This is a genomic window from Flavobacterium amniphilum (assembly GCF_023634845.1).
In the GTDB taxonomy this organism is placed as follows: Bacteria; Bacteroidota; Bacteroidia; order Flavobacteriales; family Flavobacteriaceae; genus Flavobacterium; species Flavobacterium amniphilum.
In genome coordinates this window covers 133,631-152,331 of record NZ_JAMLJL010000006.1, presented here as the reverse complement: position 1 = coordinate 152,331, position 18,701 = coordinate 133,631, and the positions used below count along the sequence as shown (strand labels likewise).

Below are 18,701 nucleotides of genomic sequence, written 5' to 3'. Positions count from 1 at the left end.
TTAGTCTTTATGTAAAACGTTTTCTATTGCGTTTGAGATTTGTATTAGATCAGCTTCGATTGATGTGTTCGGGCTTCTTCTGTGTGCATTGATTAAAAAGACGGCTTTTTCGATTACCTGAATGTCTTTTCCTGATTTTTGGTGCAATTTCCTGATGAACTGATCATCGAGTTTAGTCGTATCCATTAAATATTCGTTTCTGATTTTTTCCAGAAAATAAATAATTTTTTTATCAATGATATTATCATGATTGCCTTCCTGATGGTATAAATTACCTATACTTTTTACAAAATCAATTGTTGTATTGGTCAATGGTTTAAAGATAGGCACAATGCGTTGTTTGCGCTTAGCATTAAAAATCATGAACAACAACATTCCGATAAGGAAAATGTAGGTTGCCGCCCTGAATGCCGGCTGGCTTAAGAAATATTTGAGTAAAGATGACTCTCCTTCGATTTGTCCTTTGGTATACCAGTAAACATTCCCTTCAGGGACATAGGAAAGTACCTTTTCGGCATATTGATAATGATTCTCTTTCAGTAAATGGAAATTGGTAAAGGCAGCAGGCTGTTTGTGCAGGTAAATTTCACCGTCATAATAATTGACTTTTACAAAGTTAATTTTAGCCGTATCCTGACGCACATAGCCCAATGCTGTGGTGTAATCATAATCTATTTTGGAGAAGTAGCCGAGGGTGACATCTTCTTCAATTTTATATTCGGTATTGCCTAAACTTTTATTGTAAATTCCGTTGAGAATTGCACCTTTACGGTTGTATTCGGATGTTTGGTTCATGCTTAAACTGTCCATCAGGTTTTTCGGGAAATCCTTAGCACTTATAAACGCTTTGTTTCCGTACGAAACATAAGTAAGCATCTCATTTACTTCTTCTTCATTTAAATTTGAAAATTCATCAATGTACAGGAAAGTTCCTTTTTTGGTATAACCCGGATTAATCGTGTCATAGTTATAACTTTCGGTAAAAAAGCTATATGGGGTTTGCTTTATCTTTTCAATTTTTGATTTTTTAAGCAGCCCTTTTATTTCGGCATTAAAAACATATAATCCCAATGGCCTCTTGTCTTTGATGTCATATGACGGTGTCCAGTCGACAGGTTTTGGGTCGGCAGATTCGATGAAACTAATTCCAATGATCAGTAATACCAGTAAAACGATATATATAATGATATTTTTGTTCATTAAGCTAAAGATTGGAAAGTTGTTTCAAATGATTTTCTGGTTTTGGAGAATGTATCTTCGGTCAGTTCAAATTCGCCATACCATATATAATTGTATAAATAGGATAAATAGCTGAAATCATCTTTCAGTTTTTCACTTTTGATTTCGTGGAAATAATCGGAATTTGTTTTTTCAATATCCCATTCGATAATGTTGTTATCGGTCATTTTTTTCAAAAGCCACAGGTAATAAAAGCGGATTACCAATCGGTTATTGCCTTGCGCCATGGCTTCCTGGATCAGTTTTTCAAAATTTACATTATGAATGTTTTTCTCCATGTCGGAATAATCGATGATTTTTTTATCTGAACTCTTACCAAAAGCCCATTTACCTTCTTTATTCATGATCGTTTTTACAATCAGATAAATTACGAATACTATAATCAAGCCAACAATGCAGTAAAAAATGGTGCTGATAGTTTTTGCAGATATTCCGCTAAAGGCATTTCCGAATAATTCATTCAGAAATTGTGCAATTGCTTCCTTGAATTTATCCCATGCACTTTTTTCGGGAGCCTTGTATTCGTAAATAAAGCTTTTGTCTTTGTAGTTGCTTTTAAAGCCTGAATCAAAATGACGGGCTTCGATTTTTGAAGTTTTATCAATATAAACCTGAGCCATATCCAAGGAATCACCTTTGGCATAGCCAGCTGAAATAAAAAATAAAAGTATAAGCAATAATTTATTCACTATAGTTTCCAATTTTAATAACCAAACCGATGTTAAACAGTTGGAATATGATTGTTTTCAATTTGTTTTACTACTTTGGACGGATATATAAGGTAATAATAACCAATCAGGGATAACGTTGATAAAATAATCATACTGCTTAACCAAATGGGCATATCAATCGAATAGCGAGTGATGAATCCTTCAAGAAAACCTGCGGCAAAGGTAAAAGGGAAGGTGCTCAGGAAAATTTTAAAACTGTCCTTAAATCCTATTTTAAAAGAATTCATTCTGGAATAGGTTCTTGGAAACAAAATTGATGCTCCCAGAATAAAACCGGCAGCCGTTTCAATTACAATGGCAAATATCTCCATGGAACCGTGAATCCAGATACCACGTACACTTTGCCAAAATACACCCTGCTCATAGAACATATATTGGAAAGCTCCAATCATAATGCAGTTTTGCAGAAAAACGATGAAGGTTCCTATTCCGGCAAAAATACCGGAAATGTAACATAACATCCCAACTTTGATGTTGTTGAAGGTGATACCTATAAAACTTCCCCAGTCACTGCCTGATTTATAAATCGCAACCGGATTTCCGTTTTTGATGTTTTCGAGTGTTTCATCCACATAGGCGTCACTCAAAGTGTTTCGTATGAATCCGGCATCATATTTTGCAGAAACTACACCAATACCTACAATGACAAAAAATAAAACAAAGGCATACAAAAGGTATCTCTGGTATTGATAAACCAATATCGGTACCTCGGTTTTAAAGAAATAGGCCAAACGGTTTGTGTCGGTTCTCTTGGTTTTGTAAATCTTCTGGAAAATTTGTGAAGCCAGATGGTTTAAGTAAACAACAGTCTTACTTTTAGGATAATAGGTTTGTGCATATGACAAATCGTTTACGATTTGGATATACAAATTCGCTATTTCATCAGGATTTTTTATAGATTTACCCAAAATTGCTTGCTCAAGTTCAAGCCATTTTTCTTTATTTTGTTTTATAAAAGCTACTTCTCTCATTGGAGTGCTAAAATAATTATTATGTCAGAATTAACAATAACTACAACACAAAATGTCAATATTAATTTTAAAGCAGCTTCGGTAGGTGAGAGGATAGCAGCAAGTTTGATTGATATTCTGGTTAAAATAGCCTATTCATTTGTGGTGTGGTATGTGCTTTTGGAAGGATTGGGAATTGCGGCTAATTTTGCGACGATGGATTATTGGTCTGTAACGGCTATCGTTATTGTTTTTTTCTTTCCTGCCGTTGTTTATTCACTGGCTTTGGAATCTCTTTTTGAAGGACAAACTTTAGGGAAAAAGATAATGAAAATAAAAGTGGTCAAATTAGACGGTTATCAAGCAAGTTTTGGCGATTATCTTATCCGTTGGATTTTCAGGATTATCGAGAATAATTTATTTGGAGGCCTGATTGGTTTTATTGCGATTGTCGCAAGTAAAAAAGTACAACGTATTGGCGATATGGCTGCAGGAACTGCTGTAATTACACTCAAAAACAGTATTTCAATCAGTAATACGATTTTGGAAGACATCGGGCATGAGTATGTACCAACTTACCCTTTGGTAATCAAGCTGTCTGATAATGATATGCGTATCATTAAGGAAACATTTAACAGCGCGCTTGCACAGGACGATTATGAATTAATCAATAAACTGAAAGAAAAAATCGAAAGAGTGACCGGGATTAAAAAACAATCTGAAAATAACAGGGAATTCATCCGGACAATTTTGAAAGACTACAACTACTATACCCAAAATATGTAAGGGAGTGAAGAATTATTCCGTTAAAAAATATCAACCTGAAGATTATACGGTTTGGAACCAATTTGTTGCCGGAGCCAAAAACGCAACTTTTTTGTTCCACCGGGATTTTATGGAATATCACAGTGATCGTTTCACTGATTTTTCGTTACTGGTTTTTAATTCAAAAGGTAAATTAACAGCAATTGTACCGGCAAATATTTCCGGGAATGAAGTTATTTCCCATCAGGGGTTGACGTATGGCGGACTCGTTTTTAATAAAAATGCCGGAGGAGATGCTGTAAATGAAATATTGAGCATTCTTATGCAGTTTCTTAAAGAGAATGAAATTGAAGCTTTTAAAATAAAAATGCTTCCTGATTTTTACAGTAGTATTAGCAGTGTTGGTCTGGATTATTTTTTGTTTCAAAAGGGAGCTGAGATTTACAGAAAGGATATGAATTTAATGATTGATTATTCAGAGCCTGTCCTGATTCACAAGTCAAAACTGAAGCATCTGAGAAAATGTGATGAATTGGAACTTATCATTAAGGAAGAGTTGACCCTGAAGCCTTTTTGGGAAAAAGTATTGATTCCAAGGCTTGAACAAAAGCATCATGTGAAACCGGTTCATACGCTTGATGAAATTGAAAAACTCAAATCTGATTTTCCTGAAAATATCCGCCAGTTTTCAATTTATGAAGGAAATGATATCCTGGCCGGAATCACGGTTTTTGAATTTGATAACGGTTTGAAATCACAGTATGGCGCAACAACAGACAGAGGAACCGATTTGAGAGCCATGGATTTTCTGTTTATTCATTTAATCCATAAATTTGAAAAAGAAGGTAAAAAATTCTTCGACATGGGAATTGTCAATGAAGAAGAAGGAAAAAAATATAACAAAGGCTTACTAAAGCAAAAAGAAGAATTGGGTTGTGCCATTTACACTCAGGATTATTATAAAATTACACTATGATTTCGTTTCTGGACCTAAAAAAAATAAATCAACGCTATGAAGTTACTTTTCAGGAGAAGCTGAAAACGGTAATGGATAAAGGCTGGTATGTTTTAGGGGAGGAAGTTGAAACTTTTGAACGCTCATTCGCTGATTATTGCGGTTCGAAATATTGTGTGGGTGTTGCCAACGGATTAGACGCCATTACGCTTAGTTTTTTAGGGTATATTGAAACCGGAGTTCTTCAGAAAGGGGACGAGATTATTGTTCCGGCCAATACTTATATTGCCAGTATTCTCGGAATTATCCATGCCGGATTAGTGCCGGTTTTGGTTGAGCCGTTGATCAGTACTTATAATATCGATCCGGCTAAAATTGAAGAGAAGATTTCTGAAAAGACGAAAGGGATTCTCATTGTACATTTATATGGTCAATTGGCCGATATGGATTCAATTATGGAATTGGGATACAAGTATGATCTTTTAATCGTTGAAGATGCAGCTCAAGGTCACGGACTCCCTTTTAAAGGAAGTCATACGCGGACTTTCAGTTTCTATCCCGGAAAAAATTTAGGTGCTTTAGGAGATGGAGGAGCTGTTGTGACTAATGATGAAAAGTTGGCTAAAGTATTGCAAAGACTCCGGAATTATGGTTCAGATATCAAATATTACAATGAAAGTATTGGATTTAATTCCCGTTTGGATGAATTGCAGACGGCATTTCTGAATGTGAAACTTGCGGATTTAAATACAGACAATGAAAAACGGAGAAGTATTGCCAAACGCTACATAACCGAAATCAGAAACGAAAAGATAGTTTTACCGGAATGGGATTTTTCGCAAAATCATGTTTTCCATTTGTTTGTAATCCGTAGTAAAAATAGAGAAGAACTTCAGGAGTATCTGACCCAAAACGGAATACAGACTTTAATCCATTACCCTGTGCCGCCACATAAGCAAAAAGCATTGCCGGAATGGAATAACTTGTCGTTCCCTATTACCGAACAAATTCATGCTGAAGTATTAAGTTTACCCATGAGTCCTGTTCTGACGGGGGAAGAAGTGGATTTTGTTATTGAGACTTTAAACAGATACTGATGAATGAAAATTATTTGGTGTCCATTTTTATCCCTGTTTATAACGGTGAAAAATACTTAAGTCAAACACTTCAATCGGTTTCCCAACAAACCTATAAGAATATTGAAGTGCTGTTAGTTGATGATTCTTCAACCGATGACAGTCTGAAAATTTGCAATGATTTTGCGTCAAGTGATCCAAGGTTTAAAGTATTTTCCAAACCTAATGGCGGAATGACAGCCTTTTCCTGGAATTTCATTCTTCCGAAAGTTAACGGTCATTTTATATTTTATCTTTCACAGGATGATTTACTTTCCTGGAATTTGATTGAAAGTGCAGTCCAAAGGCATTTGGAAACCAATGCAGATTGTATATTGCCGGATTTGGAATTTTATTTCGAAAATGAAAAAGGAAGAAAACTTGAAGGTGTTAGCGGTGACAGGAATGTTCTTTTAAGCGGAAAAGAAGCCTTTTTAAAATCATTGGAATGGAAAATTCATGGTTTTGGCTTAAACAGAATAAGTTTGTATAAAGGAGAAGTGTATCCCGAAGATGCCTTTGACAGTGATGAATACATGAGCCGGAAGGTTTTCCTGAAGAGTGAAAAAGTAGCTTTCTGTGATGGGATATTTTATTACAGGCAGGATAATCCGGATGCCATTACCAAAAATTTTTCAGAGAAGAATTTCTACCGTCTGAATACTTACCGGAGAATTTACTTTTTGATACGGGATTTCGGATTAGAATCGAAAACAGCTTTGGATTATCTTTTTGGATTGAATTATAACTTTTTAACTTTAAAGAGTACATTCCGTAAGTTTGCTTTTAAATCGGAGTCAGAAAAAAATACAATTGGAGTTTTTTTGGAAGATTTCAGAAATGAATTGGTAAAAATAAATCAAAATATTTCCTATAAAGAGAAAAATGAAGCTGTCGCTTTTAAACTGAGAATTTTGGTTTTATTGGTGAAATATAATTTTTTAAGTTTCATTTTCGGATTGTATACAAGCATAAAAAAATAAGTTGGAGTTTTTTAAAAAACATAGTGGTTCTCTTTTGTTCAAGCTGTTCTCATTGAATGGATTCAGTGTTTTTGTTAAAGTCCTGACCGGTTTTGTAACGTCAAAATTCCTTGCGATAACCATTGGAACGGCTGGGTTGGGGTTATTGGGGAATTTCAGGAATTTTTTATCCTCGATTGATACTTTGGGGACATTGGGATTGCACACCGGAATTGTGAAATTTGTCGCCAGTGCTGATTCGGATGTTCAGAGATTAAAGAAAATCACTTCGACAGTTTTTGTGTGTCTGTGTGTGAATTCAGCATTGATAGCCATTGTTTTGTTAGGATTCTCAGGTTTCTTTTTTCAAAAAGTCCTGAACGGACAAATTGAATTTTCATATTTGTTCGTTTTGCTGGCCATTGTACTTCCGTTGTATTTAGGGAATTTATTTCTAAATTCAATCCTGACAGGATTAGGGAATGTTAAAAATACGCTCAAGGTAGGTATAATAGGAAACGTGATTACCCTGATTGTAACAATCGGGTTGGTTTATAAATTTCAGTTGGTGGGCGCTTTACTGTCATCGGTTTTGATACCGGCCATGCTTTTTTTCTTCAATTATTATTTCGTTTCCCGAAAAATAGAACTGCTGCAGAATTCTTCTTTCAAAGATTTTGACTTAGAACTGTTTAAAAACCTGATGCATTATTTTTTAATGGGCTGTGTGACGGGATTGCTTGGTTCTGTAGTGCCATTAATTATCAGAAACTGGCTTATAAAACATACAGGTTTGGAAGAAGCCGGGTATTTAGAAGCCATGGTCAGGATATCGACATACTATTTTTTGTTCCTGAATAATTTTGTGACAATTTACTATTTCCCGAGGTTGGCAAAGGCAAATGCTGTTTCAGAAGAAAAGAAAATCATTTGGGAGTATTACAAATCAGCAATTCCTCTTTTCTGCCTCATATTGCTGATGGTATTCATTCTTAAGGATATAATTATCCAGATATTGTTTACTCCCGATTTTTACCCGGTGAAAAAGCTATTCATGTGGCAGATTATCGGCGATTTTTTTAAAGCGGTTTCCTGGATTTTGGGTATCATTTTTCTGGCCAGGCAAAAAACAGTTTTATTCATTGTAACCGAAGTCATTTCTTTTTCCATTTTATTAATCAGCAGTTTGTTTTTAATTCCTGAATATGGAGTTGAAGGAGCGGTTATGGCACATGCCATAAATTATTTTCTGTATGCTCTGATGCTGGTCGTTTACTTCAGGAAAAAGGTTTTCGGTGGCGGCTAAAGAATTCCGTATAATTTTAAATGGATTCTCAATTTAAGCAGTGCAAATTTGAAAAGAAGCGGATAATCTTTTAAATCCATCGTTAGTATTATTTGGCCATGAACCCTTCTCAATAATGCCTTGTATTCATCTTTGGAACGGTTTAATGTGAAGGTATTGTTTAAAATATGATAAGTTGAACAATTCATTTTATGAGATTTTTTTTTATCAAGAAAAAAAGAATTACCTAATGAATTTTGCAGCTCCCTTCTTTTGATAAGAACTTCCTCAATGTATTGTATTTCATATTTACGGGAAGTTTTGATCCATAAATCCAAATCTTCATACGCCAGATTTTCATTGTAACCGCCAAATTCATCCAGCAGACTTTTTTTTACCATGGAAGAAGGCGAACAGATTTTGTTGTATTGGCCAACAATTGACTTGTAAAGATCTCCCGTAGGCGCCGGCTGGTCGTAATAATACCCTAAATGGTTTCCTTTTTCATCAATCAATTCAGCGTTTCCGTAAACAATTTTAAGTTTTTCAGAAGATGAATTAAAAGCTTTGATTTGTTTTTCTATACAATCTTTTTGAAGCACATCATCTGTGGCTAAGTCGATTATAAATTCACCTTTGGCCTGTTTTAAGATATTGTTGAACGTTTTGGTATTGCCTAAATTGGCCGTATTGTGAATAAACGGAATGTCCGGATGTTTTTCAAGCCAATTGTAAATAACTGCTGCCGAATTATCAGTACTGGCATCATCGGCAATTAATAATTCAACATTCGGGTATGTCTGGTTAAGGACAGATTCAAGACATTCCACAACAAATTCTCCATGATTGTAGCATAAACATATCACACTGACTAAAGGAGAATTTTGCATAGCGTTTTTTATAATTATATTAGCTGCAAATTAATAATTAGTTAATGATAAATACAAGGTCAAAATATAAAATTGCTTTAGTGGGCTATTCTTTGAATCAAGGTGGTCTGGAAAAAGTAATGTCAACTTTATCGGTTTATTTTGGCAGCAAAGACATTGATGTTCACAATATCCTCCTGACAAATGATGTGGGTTACCCTTATGGTGGGAAATTGGTATTTATCCAAAAGAATACCAAAGGATCTTTTTTAGGGAAATTGGCTAATTTTTACCGCTTTTATAACTATTTAAGAGATGAAAAATTCGATTATATCATTGATTTCAGGTATCGTATAAATCCTGTTTCTGAGGTATTAATCTCGAAAGTAATATACAATACCAAAGTTATTTATAGTGTGCAGAGTTCTAAAATTGATACCTATGTTCCCAATAACCGGTTGCTGTCAAAATTTATTTTTGGGAATCAGAAGTTTGTGTGCGGATCGAAAGGAATTCAAAATGAATTCGAAAAAAGGCATGATTTTAAGAATGTACAAACGATTTATAACCCAATTTCATTACCCAAAGACTTCAATGAATCAGATGAAGATTCTAACTTGGGATTTAAATACATCATATCCGTTGGACGGTTTGAAAGTCAGAACATCAAACAATTTGATAAATTAATAGAGACTTATTTACGTTCGGAATTACCGGAAAGGAATATTCATTTAGTATTACTTGGTGACGGAGAAACAAAGGAAAAACTTCAGGATTTATTTAAGAATTATGAGAATATACACTTCCCTGGATTTCGGAAGAACCCATATTTATATATGCAAGGTGCTCAATTTTTAGTGCTTTGCAGTAAATATGAAGGATTTGGAATGGTTTTGGTTGAAGCTTTGGTTACCGGTACGCCAGTCGTGTCATTTGATTGCTATACAGGACCGAATGAAATTATACAGCCAGGTTATAACGGAATTTTGGTTGATAACCAGAATTTTGATGAACTCAGAAAAGCGATGAATGATCTTTCGGCTAATGAGGAGTTGTTATCACTCTTCCGAAAGAATGCCCAAAAGTCTATAGTGAAATTTCAGACAGAAACAATAGGGAATCAATGGTTACAATTGATGAAAATAACGTAGTTTAGCAAGATGAATATTGAATTGATTGCAATTCCCAAAATAGAAGATTACAGAGGGAATTTAGGTATTATAGAAAAAGACACGATCCCTTTTGTAATGAAGAGGGTTTATTATTTGTTTGACATTCCCAGTTCTGCTGTAAGAGGTGGTCATGCCCACAAGGAACAAAAAGCCTTTTTAGTAGCTTTATCAGGCTCGTTTGATGTTATTCTGGATAATGGTTCAACAAGACAGACGGTTAATTTGAACAAACCGGATAAAGGACTTTTGATCGAAAACAATACCTGGCGTGAGATTAATAATTTTTCTTCCGGTGCAGTTTGTCTGGTAATTTCTTCGGGTGAATTTGATGAAAGTGACTATATAAGGGATTATGATGAATTCCTTAATTATGTTAATCAGTTATAAACCCTGAAATCAAAACCTTTTTTAAGTAAAAAGCGTTTTATTGATAATAAGGAAATCAGAACCATTCTTGGTAAAGCATAAAGAATCTTGAATTTTTGGGAAATATTTTCAGGATTGGCCTTTTGGTACAGTTCTTTTGAACGTTTATAATCACCGGCTATTTTATAATGTAACGCATATTCTTTTCTGTAATTATCCAGAAATTTTTTCAGTGAAGGATTTGTTTTTTCGGCTTCGCAGAATTGATCCAAATCCAGTAATTTCTTTTTTGTAATAGGCGTTTTTGATAATTGGTTTTCGACAGCAAAATTATATTCGAAAGTGTATTTATCAGTTATGGCGGTTGGGAACTGAAGTGCTATTTTGGTAAAAAGCTCTAAATCCTGTCCACTGCTGACTTCTGGATTAAAAAGCAAATCATCCTTCAAAATTTCTTTAGGAATTGCTATTGCAGAAGTTAAACCTACACGGTTAATTAAGCTTGCGTCAAAATAATCAGGGATGATACCTCTGAAATTTTCTGTGATGCTGTTTATATAGGACATTTTGAAGGTGCTGTTTTTTGATGTCCTGATATAATAGCGGCTACAATACATACCACATCCCGGAAAGTTTTTTTGTAAACGGCTTAATTCTTCGAGATGATTTTCAAACCAAATATCATCAGCATCAAGAAAAGCAATCAGTTTGCTATTTGCTTGCTGTATACCTAAATTTCTGGCAGCAGCAGCACCTGAATTTTGTTGTGTGAAAAGCTTTATTCTTGGGTCGTCAAATGCCTTTACTTTTTCAATACTGTTATCTGTACTGCCATCATTTACAATAACAATTTCAAAATCATTGAAAGTTTGACTCAACGCACTTTTGAGTGTCTCTCCGATGTGATTTTCTTTATTGTAAAGAGGTATAACTATAGAAAAAGTGGTCATTTATTTTGGTTTGGAATAGCAAAAATAATCTTTTATCAACTTGCATTAAAAGCTTTTTCAAGGGAAATAAATTATTTTATGATGCTATCAAAAATACACTATTTTTGTGATTGTATGCAAAACGCGGAAATTCATATTGTAAGTTTTGATAATCCTTTTCCTCCTGTTTATGGAGGTGTAATTGATGTTTTTTATAAAGTCAAGGCTTTACATGCAATCGGATTCAAGATTTACCTGCATTGCTTTGTGGAAGATTTGGCAAGTGATGTTTCGGGATTAGATGAATTTACTGAAAAAGTATTTTTATATAAAAAGAAGAAAAACCCACTTTATCTTTTTTCCCAATACCCATTTTCTGTCCGCTCCCGTTTTGATAATAAGTTGGTCAAAAATCTGAATACCAATCAAGCTCCGATACTTTTTGAAGGTCTGCAATCGACTTATATATTGAATGTAAACCATTTTAAACGAAGGAAGATCTATCTCAGACTCCATAACATTGAACATTTTTATTATGATGGTCTGGCGCAAAGCGAAACAAATATTTTCAAGAAAATACTTTTCAAAATAGAATCTCTGAAATATTATAATTACCTGAATATCCTGAAGAAATTCGATAAGGTTTATACGCTTTCTTTCGGAGAGAATACTGAAATCAGTAAAATGATTAAGAGAGTGGAGTATATTCCCGTATTTCATGGAAATAAGCAAATTACCAGTAAGGACGGAAGAGGGGAGTATGCTTTTTATAATGGAGATCTGAGAATTTCTGACAACCGGAAAGCTGTCGATTTTTTTATTGAGGTTTTTAAAAAAATACCCGATTACCAGTTGGTTATTGCTTCCGGAATTGAGCAGGACTGGGTTGAAAGTAAAATCCAATCAGCATCCAATATTCAATTTGTAAAAATTGAACACCAACAACATTTGTCTGATTTGCTGCGTGATGCCCATATCAATTTGATGATTTCGTTTCAGGAATCAGGAACCAAACTCAAAATTATCAATTCTCTTTTTCAGGGAAGGCATTGTGTTTGCAATGAAAAGATGATTGACGATAAAGAAGTTTTGGGTTTTTGTCATATTGCTAAAACAGAAAAAGACTTTATTGAGAAGATTAACCAATTGAAGGATTATCCTTTTTTAATGGATTCCAAAAGGGCAAAAGTTCTCGAAAGAAGGTATAATGATCTTGAAAATGCCAAGAAAATGTTTACTGATGATGATAAGGTTCGTTCCGTAAGATCGTAAAACCACGGTATAATTGCTCTATAAAAAATAAACGCACCATCTGATGGGAAAAGGTCATGGCTGACAGGGAAATTTTGCCTTGGGCTTTTTTGTACACTTCATCACTGAAACCGTACGGGCCGCCAATAACGAAAACCAGGGTTTTAACTCCTGAATTCATTTTCTTCTGTAATTCCTCACTGAATCCCAAACTTGAAAAGGTTTTTCCGTTTTCATCCAAAAGAATTAACTGATCGGTATTGGAAAGTTTGGAAAGTATTAATTCGCCTTCTTTTTCTTTTTGTTGGGCTTCACTTAAATTCTTTACATTTTTGATATCGGGAATGACTTCCAGTTCAAATTTGATATAAAATGAAAGGCGTTTTGTATAATCATCAATTAAAGTCTGAAGATTTTTGTTGTCAGTTTTGCCTATGGCTAATAGTTTTATGTTCATTTTAAGTCAATTGCGGAAAATACAAAGTTACAAACTGTAAAAGCTTTGTCAAATAACAAATCAAGAAATTACAAAATCCCTTTTTTTCCTTATTTTAGCAACCTATATAAATAAAATTGTATGATTTCAGAAGTTCAGTTTCAGGAAGAATTATTGTCAATTATAAAAAACGGAATACGGGAAGATATTGGTCCCGGTGATTATAGTTCTTTGGCTTGTATACCGAGTTCGGCTGAAGGAAAAGCGAAACTTTTGGTGAAAGATGAAGGGATTATTGCCGGTGTTGAATTTGCCAAAATGATTTTCAATCATGTTGACCCTAACATGCAGGTTGAAACTTTCATACAGGATGGAAGTCATGTAAAGTATGGAGATGTGGTTTTTCATGTTAAGGGAAGTTCACAATCCATATTGAAAGCTGAACGCTTAGTGCTGAATTCAATGCAACGTATGAGTGCCATTGCAACCAAAACCCGTAAATATGTCGATTTACTTGAAGGTACAAATACCAAAGTTCTCGATACGCGTAAAACTACACCTGGATTCCGTGCTGCTGAAAAGTGGGCTGTAAAAATAGGTGGAGGGGAAAATCATCGTTTTGCCTTGTATGATATGATTATGCTGAAAGACAATCATATTGATTTTGCAGGCGGAATTACAAAGGCAATTGCCAAAGTGAAAGATTACTTAGTTGAAAACCAACTGGATTTAAAGATTATTGTTGAAGCCAGAAATTTGGATGAAATTGCTGAAATCCTTAAGTCGGAAGGCGTGTACCGCATTCTGATTGATAATTTCAATTTTGAAGATACCAAAAAGGCAGTTGCTATGATTGGTAATCAATGCTTAACAGAATCTTCGGGTAATATTAATGAAAATACCATCCGTCAATATGCTGAATGTGGTGTGAATTATATATCTTCGGGAGCATTGACCCATTCTGTTTACAATATGGATTTGAGTTTGAAAGCAATCTAAATGAGTGATACCCGGGAAATATTAAATAAAATACCATTGGTTAGACAATTGGTCGTAATCGTTGACAATATTAAATTGCCATGGTTGGAGGGTGTTTCATTATTTGGACTGATTGAATTTTACATCGGAGGTGTTTTACAGGGAGGTATCAGTTACCGGGCTGCAGCCATCGCGTTTAGTTTCTTTATGGCCCTGTTTCCTTTTGCGCTTTTTATCCTGAATTTGATACCTTATATTCCGATTGAAGGATTTCAGGAGGATTTCTTGCTTTTTGTGCAGGACAGTGTTCCGCCAACAACCTTTGCAGCCATTGAACAAATTATAAATGATATTCTGCACAACAGTCATTCAGGATTGTTGTCTTCCGGGGTTATACTTTCCGTTTTTTTAATGACAAACGGAGTGAATGCCGTGATGAGCGGATTTGAAACGTCTTTGCATGTTACGGTAAAAAGACCTTATTTCAGGCAATATTTTGTTGCTTTACTGATATCTTTATTATTGACAACTATATTGATTGTTACGGTCGCGGCTATAATCGTACTGGAGATTTTCATACAAAAAACCATTATACAGGATGTTTTAACCGACACAGTTTCGGATAAGATTTCTCTTCTTGAATTAGGCCGCTATCTGTTTGTGATTATCATGATTCTTCTGGTTGTAGGAATCCTTTTTAAATTTGGTATCAAACAGTCCAAAAAGAAACGGTTAATCACTATTGGAACGGTTTTTACAACGGTATTAATTGTCTTGTCTTCTTATTTCTTCGGAATTTGGGTAGTCAGATTTTCAAAATATAACGAACTTTACGGCTCAATTGGCACACTTTTGGTAGTCATGTTTTATCTTTGGATAAACTGTATGGTGTTGCTGTTGGGCTTCGAATTAGATGCTTCCATTAATAAATTAAAGTCACACCCCACAAAAAACCCACATCTTTAAAATTAAAACCATGAAAAAATTACTACTGTCTTTATTGCTTTTAGCATTTACACAAATTAACGCCCAATCGGTTATCGGAAAATGGAAAACGGTTGATGATAAAACAGGTAAATCAAAATCTGTAGTGGAAGTTTATGAATCCAATGGGAAAATATTTGGTAAAATTGTCGAGATTTTTGATGAAACCAAAAGAGACCGCAAATGTGAAAAATGTGAAGGAGCCGATAAAAATAAACCGGTTTTGGGTATGGTTATCATCAGAGGCTTAAAAAAAGATGATGACGAATTCAACGGAGGTAAAATTCTTGATCCGGAGTCAGGAAGTATGTATAAATGTAGTCTGAAATTAGAGGGGAAAGATAAATTGACTGTTCGTGGTTATATGGGAATTTCATTGATCGGTCGTTCGCAAACCTGGATCAGAGTTAAATAAATGCATTTTTATATAGAAGTTATTTTACCTATTGCGCTTCCGCAGACTTTTACCTATAAAGTTTCTGAGGCCGAATTTGAATATCTTCAGTTGGGATGCCGTGTAGCGGTTCCTTTTGGGAAAAATAAATTCTATACCGGATTGGTTGCTGTAAAGCATAACGATCCTCCTACATTATATGAAGCAAAAGAGATTCATCAGATTATTGATGAATTTCCTGTTGTTACCGAAATTCAACTCATGCATTGGCAATGGATTGCAACTTATTATATGTGTTGCATCGGTGATGTATACCGAACGGCTCTGCCAACCGCTTTGATGCTGGAAAGTGAAACCGTGATTTCGGCCAATCAAAACAATCCGGAAATCAGTGAATTGTCTGATGAGGAATATCTTTTGGTTGAAGCACTCCAGCAGCAATCTTCCTTAAAAATTAATGAAGTTGTTTCTATTCTGAATAAAAAGAAAGTGTTTCCTGTAATTCAGCAGTTGCTGTCGAAAGGAGTTGTTTCGCTTCAGGAAGAAATGGTGGAAGAATATAAGCCGAAACTAATTCGTTACATTAGGCTGTTTCCTGAATTCAATTCTTCAGAAAGATTGGAAGAGCTTTTGTCATTGCTTAAAAATGCCCAAAAGCAGAAGGATTTGGTTTTAGGGTATTTTCAATTGCAGGCTTCGCAGCGGAAACCCATTTCAGTAAAAGAATTAACAGAATATTCCGGTTCAAGTGCAGCAGTTGTCAAGATACTTATTGATAAAGGAATTTTAGAAGAATATTACATTCAGCATGACCGGATTTCTTTTGAAAAAGCTGATGAAAATGAAATAAATCTGAGCATACCCCAAAATACTGCTTTGGAGCAAATCCAAGAAAGTTTTTTATCCAAAGATGTTTGTTTGCTGCACGGGGTTACTGCCTCAGGAAAAACAGAAGTTTATATTAAGTTGATTGAAGGGTATTTGGAACAGGGAAAACAAATTCTGTATTTACTTCCGGAAATTGCTTTAACGACTCAGTTAGTCTCCCGCTTAACAAAACACTTTGGAAATAAAGTGGCGGTTTTTCATTCTAAATACAGTAATAATGAAAGGGTGGAAGTCTGGAATCAGGTTTTGAACCAATCTGACAAGGCGCAAATTGTTATCGGAGCCAGATCTGCTTTGTTTTTACCTTTCCGGAATTTAGGTCTGATTGTGGTTGATGAAGAACATGAGCCAACCTTTAAGCAGGTTGATCCGGCGCCACGTTATCATGCACGTGATGCGGCAATTATTCTGGCAAATCTTCATCAGGCAACAGGAGACACCCGAGTCGAAGGCGAACGGAGCGTAGTTAAACCCGGAGCGGGCGGGGCCAAAGTATTGTTAGGATCTGCTACGCCAAGTATTGAGAGTTATTTTAACGCGCAAAGCGGAAAATATGGTTTGGTTGAACTGCATGAACGTTTTGGTAATGCTGTGTTGCCTGAAATTCATCTGGTTGATTTAAAAGACAGTTATTTCCGAAAAAAAATGACAGGACATTTCAGTCAGTTTTTAATCGAAGTAATGACCGAAGCATTGTCTAATGGTGAGCAAATCATCTTGTTTCAAAACAGAAGAGGTTATTCGCCTGTCATAGAATGTATGACTTGTGGTCATATCCCGCAGTGTCCGCAGTGTGATGTGAGTCTGACGTATCATAAATTTAAAGGACAATTACGATGTCATTATTGTGGTCACAGCATAGCTAAGCCCACTAATTGCCATGCGTGTTCAAGTGTTGATCTGACTTCGAAAGGTTTTGGTACCGAGCAGATTGAGTTGGAATTGGCTTCACTTTTTCCTACCAAGAATATCAAGCGTATGGATCAGGATACCACGAGAGGAAAATATGCATTTGAAAAGCTGATTGACAGTTTTAAAAATAGGGAAATAGATATCTTGGTCGGTACCCAAATGCTGGCAAAAGGATTGGATTTTGATAATGTTTCGACCGTTGGAATCTTAAACGCTGATTCGATGTTATATTTTCCGGATTTCAGGGCTTTTGAGCGCAGTTATCAGATGATGACTCAGGTTTCGGGCAGGGCAGGACGTTCAGATAAAAAAGGGAGAGTGGTAATTCAGACGTATAATCCTGATCATAATACCATCCAACAGGTTACTAATAATAATTATGATGGGATGTATAAGGAGCAGTTATATGAACGTTATATTTATAAATATCCGCCTTATTATAAATTGGTGAAACTTACACTCAAACATAAGGATTTTGAAAAATTGAAAGAAGGTTCGATGTGGTTGTACCAAGTACTAAGACAACAATTTGACATTCCTGTTTTAGGGCCGGAAGAGCCGCCTGTGAGTAAAATACGGAATGAATATATTAGAACAATATTGATTAAAATTCCTCAGGAAAAGCATTTGGGAAATACAAAAAAAGCCATTCAGAAAATACTGAACAGCTTTGATGCAATTTCACAATACAGAACTATTAGAGTTACTGTGAATGTTGATTTTTATTAAGATTCAAGAGCTTTAACCAAGTCTTCTTTCTTGTTTCTGCTTAAAGGTATTTTTGTTACGCCAATTTCGGCAAACTTACTATTGAATTTTTCTATCTTGTCAATATTTATGATAAATGACTTGTGAACCCTGATAAATTTATCTTTTGATAAATCTTTTTCAAATGACTTCATGGTTGAAAGTACCAAATGGCTGTCGTCCTCAGTTACAATTTTTACATAGTCGCCATATGCTTCAATCCATTTGATTTTTGAAGTATAGATTTTCAGTTTCTTCAGATTACTCTTGATGAAGATATGTTCTCCTTCTTCCTCAAGACTCTCCCTGCGAAGCTGATATAAATCCATAGCCCTTTTGATCGCAGCATTGAAGCGTTCTTTTGTGATGGGTTTCTGTAGATAATCCGTAGCATCATAATCAAAAGCTTTTACGGCATATTCCGCTTTGGCAGTAATGAAAATGATCTGGGGTTTTTCTTTTAAACCGTCAAGTAAATTGAATCCGTTAATCACCGGCATTTCGATGTCGAGAAACAACAAATCAACCTGTTTAGTGGCTAAACAGTTTTTAGTTTCAACAGCGTTTGAGAATTCGCCAACTAAATTCAGGTTCGGATGTGCATCTACTAGTTTTGTTACCAAAATTCTTTGGATAGAGCTATCATCAACAACAATACAGTTCAACTTCATAAGCGTCAATTTTAATAGATTGGTGTGTTAAAAATATGATAAAAAAATTATCTTCCAAACTTTTTTAAAGAAAAAATGCAATTTCATCGATTATTTATAAGA

Annotated in this window: 19 protein-coding genes; 12 read left to right on the top strand and 7 right to left on the bottom strand. The window is 34.9% G+C overall.

The annotated features are described in order from the left end of the window. From NAT51_RS08865 to NAT51_RS08855, 3 genes are read right to left on the bottom strand one after another with little or no spacing between them, the layout of a single operon-like run. Positions 1 to 1,200 carry a DUF4350 domain-containing protein gene (locus NAT51_RS08865; RefSeq protein ID WP_250598038.1) on the bottom strand — a complete coding sequence of 400 codons (1,200 nt, stop codon included), beginning with the start codon at positions 1,198 to 1,200 and terminating at the stop codon, positions 1 to 3. Beyond that, positions 1,200 to 1,928: a DUF4129 domain-containing protein gene (locus NAT51_RS08860; RefSeq protein ID WP_250598036.1), complete on the bottom strand. Its 729-nt coding sequence runs from the start codon at positions 1,926 to 1,928 to the stop codon at positions 1,200 to 1,202. The genes NAT51_RS08865 and NAT51_RS08860 overlap by 1 nt, the downstream gene beginning before the upstream one ends. 32 nt (positions 1,929 to 1,960) lie before the next feature. After that, positions 1,961 to 2,941, bottom strand: coding sequence for a stage II sporulation protein M (locus tag NAT51_RS08855; RefSeq protein ID WP_250598034.1), 981 nt, complete (start codon positions 2,939 to 2,941; stop codon positions 1,961 to 1,963). A 21-nt stretch (positions 2,942 to 2,962) separates the two neighbouring features. Between NAT51_RS08855 and NAT51_RS08850 the strand changes: the two genes are divergently transcribed. The 5 genes from NAT51_RS08850 to NAT51_RS08830 are packed head-to-tail and all read left to right on the top strand — an operon-like array spanning position 2,963 to position 8,023. Beyond that, complete coding sequence (locus NAT51_RS08850) at positions 2,963 to 3,706, top strand: RDD family protein (RefSeq protein ID WP_250598032.1); 744 nt, start codon at positions 2,963 to 2,965, stop codon at positions 3,704 to 3,706. Positions 3,707 to 3,710: 4 nt separating this feature from the next. Beyond that, on the top strand, positions 3,711 to 4,661 hold the full coding sequence (locus NAT51_RS08845) for a FemAB family protein (RefSeq protein WP_250598030.1): 951 nt from the start codon (positions 3,711 to 3,713) through the stop codon (positions 4,659 to 4,661). Next, complete coding sequence (locus NAT51_RS08840) at positions 4,658 to 5,737, top strand: DegT/DnrJ/EryC1/StrS family aminotransferase (RefSeq protein ID WP_250598028.1); 1,080 nt, start codon at positions 4,658 to 4,660, stop codon at positions 5,735 to 5,737. The genes NAT51_RS08845 and NAT51_RS08840 overlap by 4 nt, the downstream gene beginning before the upstream one ends. After that, positions 5,737 to 6,738, top strand: a complete 1,002-nt coding sequence (locus NAT51_RS08835) for a glycosyltransferase family 2 protein (protein ID WP_250598026.1) — start codon at positions 5,737 to 5,739, stop codon at positions 6,736 to 6,738. Before NAT51_RS08840 ends, NAT51_RS08835 begins: the two co-directional genes overlap by 1 nt. A gap of 1 nt (position 6,739) precedes the next feature. Beyond that, positions 6,740 to 8,023, top strand: a complete 1,284-nt coding sequence (locus tag NAT51_RS08830) for an O-antigen translocase (RefSeq protein ID WP_250598024.1) — start codon at positions 6,740 to 6,742, stop codon at positions 8,021 to 8,023. Here NAT51_RS08830 and NAT51_RS08825 read toward each other — a convergent pair. Beyond that, positions 8,020 to 8,892 carry a glycosyltransferase family 2 protein gene (locus NAT51_RS08825; RefSeq protein WP_250598022.1) on the bottom strand — a complete coding sequence of 291 codons (873 nt, stop codon included), beginning with the start codon at positions 8,890 to 8,892 and terminating at the stop codon, positions 8,020 to 8,022. The genes NAT51_RS08830 and NAT51_RS08825 overlap by 4 nt on opposite strands. Positions 8,893 to 8,936: 44 nt before the next feature. Here NAT51_RS08825 and NAT51_RS08820 point away from each other — a divergent pair, with 44 nt between their 5' ends. Both NAT51_RS08820 and NAT51_RS08815 read left to right on the top strand, forming a co-directional pair. Continuing rightward, the gene (locus NAT51_RS08820; RefSeq protein WP_250598020.1) at positions 8,937 to 10,022 is read left to right on the top strand and encodes a glycosyltransferase; all 1,086 of its coding nucleotides are present in this window, start codon (positions 8,937 to 8,939) and stop codon (positions 10,020 to 10,022) included. A gap of 9 nt (positions 10,023 to 10,031) precedes the next feature. After that, a complete protein-coding gene (locus tag NAT51_RS08815; protein WP_250598018.1) occupies positions 10,032 to 10,430 on the top strand; it encodes a sugar 3,4-ketoisomerase in 399 nt (132 codons plus the stop codon). Here NAT51_RS08815 and NAT51_RS08810 read toward each other — a convergent pair. Continuing rightward, positions 10,421 to 11,359, bottom strand: coding sequence for a glycosyltransferase family 2 protein (locus NAT51_RS08810; protein ID WP_250598016.1), 939 nt, complete (start codon positions 11,357 to 11,359; stop codon positions 10,421 to 10,423). The genes NAT51_RS08815 and NAT51_RS08810 overlap by 10 nt on opposite strands. A 114-nt stretch (positions 11,360 to 11,473) precedes the next feature. Between NAT51_RS08810 and NAT51_RS08805 the strand changes: the two genes are divergently transcribed. Next, entirely contained in the window at positions 11,474 to 12,610 is a 1,137-nt protein-coding gene (locus NAT51_RS08805) for a glycosyltransferase (RefSeq protein WP_250598014.1), read from the top strand. Here the strand turns inward: NAT51_RS08805 and rlmH are convergent. Next, a complete protein-coding gene (gene rlmH / locus NAT51_RS08800; RefSeq protein WP_250598012.1) occupies positions 12,573 to 13,046 on the bottom strand; it encodes a 23S rRNA (pseudouridine(1915)-N(3))-methyltransferase RlmH in 474 nt (157 codons plus the stop codon). The two genes, NAT51_RS08805 and rlmH, sit on opposite strands and share 38 nt — an antisense overlap. 120 nt (positions 13,047 to 13,166) lie before the next feature. Between rlmH and nadC the strand changes: the two genes are divergently transcribed. Genes nadC through priA form a run of 4 tightly spaced genes read left to right on the top strand, consistent with a single transcriptional unit; the run spans position 13,167 to position 17,910 of the window. Next, complete coding sequence (gene nadC, locus NAT51_RS08795) at positions 13,167 to 14,024, top strand: carboxylating nicotinate-nucleotide diphosphorylase (protein ID WP_250598010.1); 858 nt, start codon at positions 13,167 to 13,169, stop codon at positions 14,022 to 14,024. After that, positions 14,025 to 14,969 (top strand): YihY/virulence factor BrkB family protein, encoded by a 945-nt coding sequence (locus NAT51_RS08790; protein ID WP_250598004.1) that lies wholly within the window; start codon positions 14,025 to 14,027, stop codon positions 14,967 to 14,969. Between the two features lie 10 nt (positions 14,970 to 14,979). Next, complete coding sequence (locus NAT51_RS08785; RefSeq protein ID WP_250598002.1) at positions 14,980 to 15,402, top strand: DUF2147 domain-containing protein; 423 nt, start codon at positions 14,980 to 14,982, stop codon at positions 15,400 to 15,402. Beyond that, the gene (gene priA, locus NAT51_RS08780) at positions 15,403 to 17,910 is read left to right on the top strand and encodes a replication restart helicase PriA (protein ID WP_250597995.1); all 2,508 of its coding nucleotides are present in this window, start codon (positions 15,403 to 15,405) and stop codon (positions 17,908 to 17,910) included. On the opposite strand, the gene NAT51_RS08775 is transcribed toward priA, so the two are convergent. Further along, a complete protein-coding gene (locus NAT51_RS08775) occupies positions 17,907 to 18,599 on the bottom strand; it encodes a LytR/AlgR family response regulator transcription factor (protein WP_250597993.1) in 693 nt (230 codons plus the stop codon). The genes priA and NAT51_RS08775 overlap by 4 nt on opposite strands. Positions 18,600 to 18,701 lie beyond the last annotated feature (102 nt).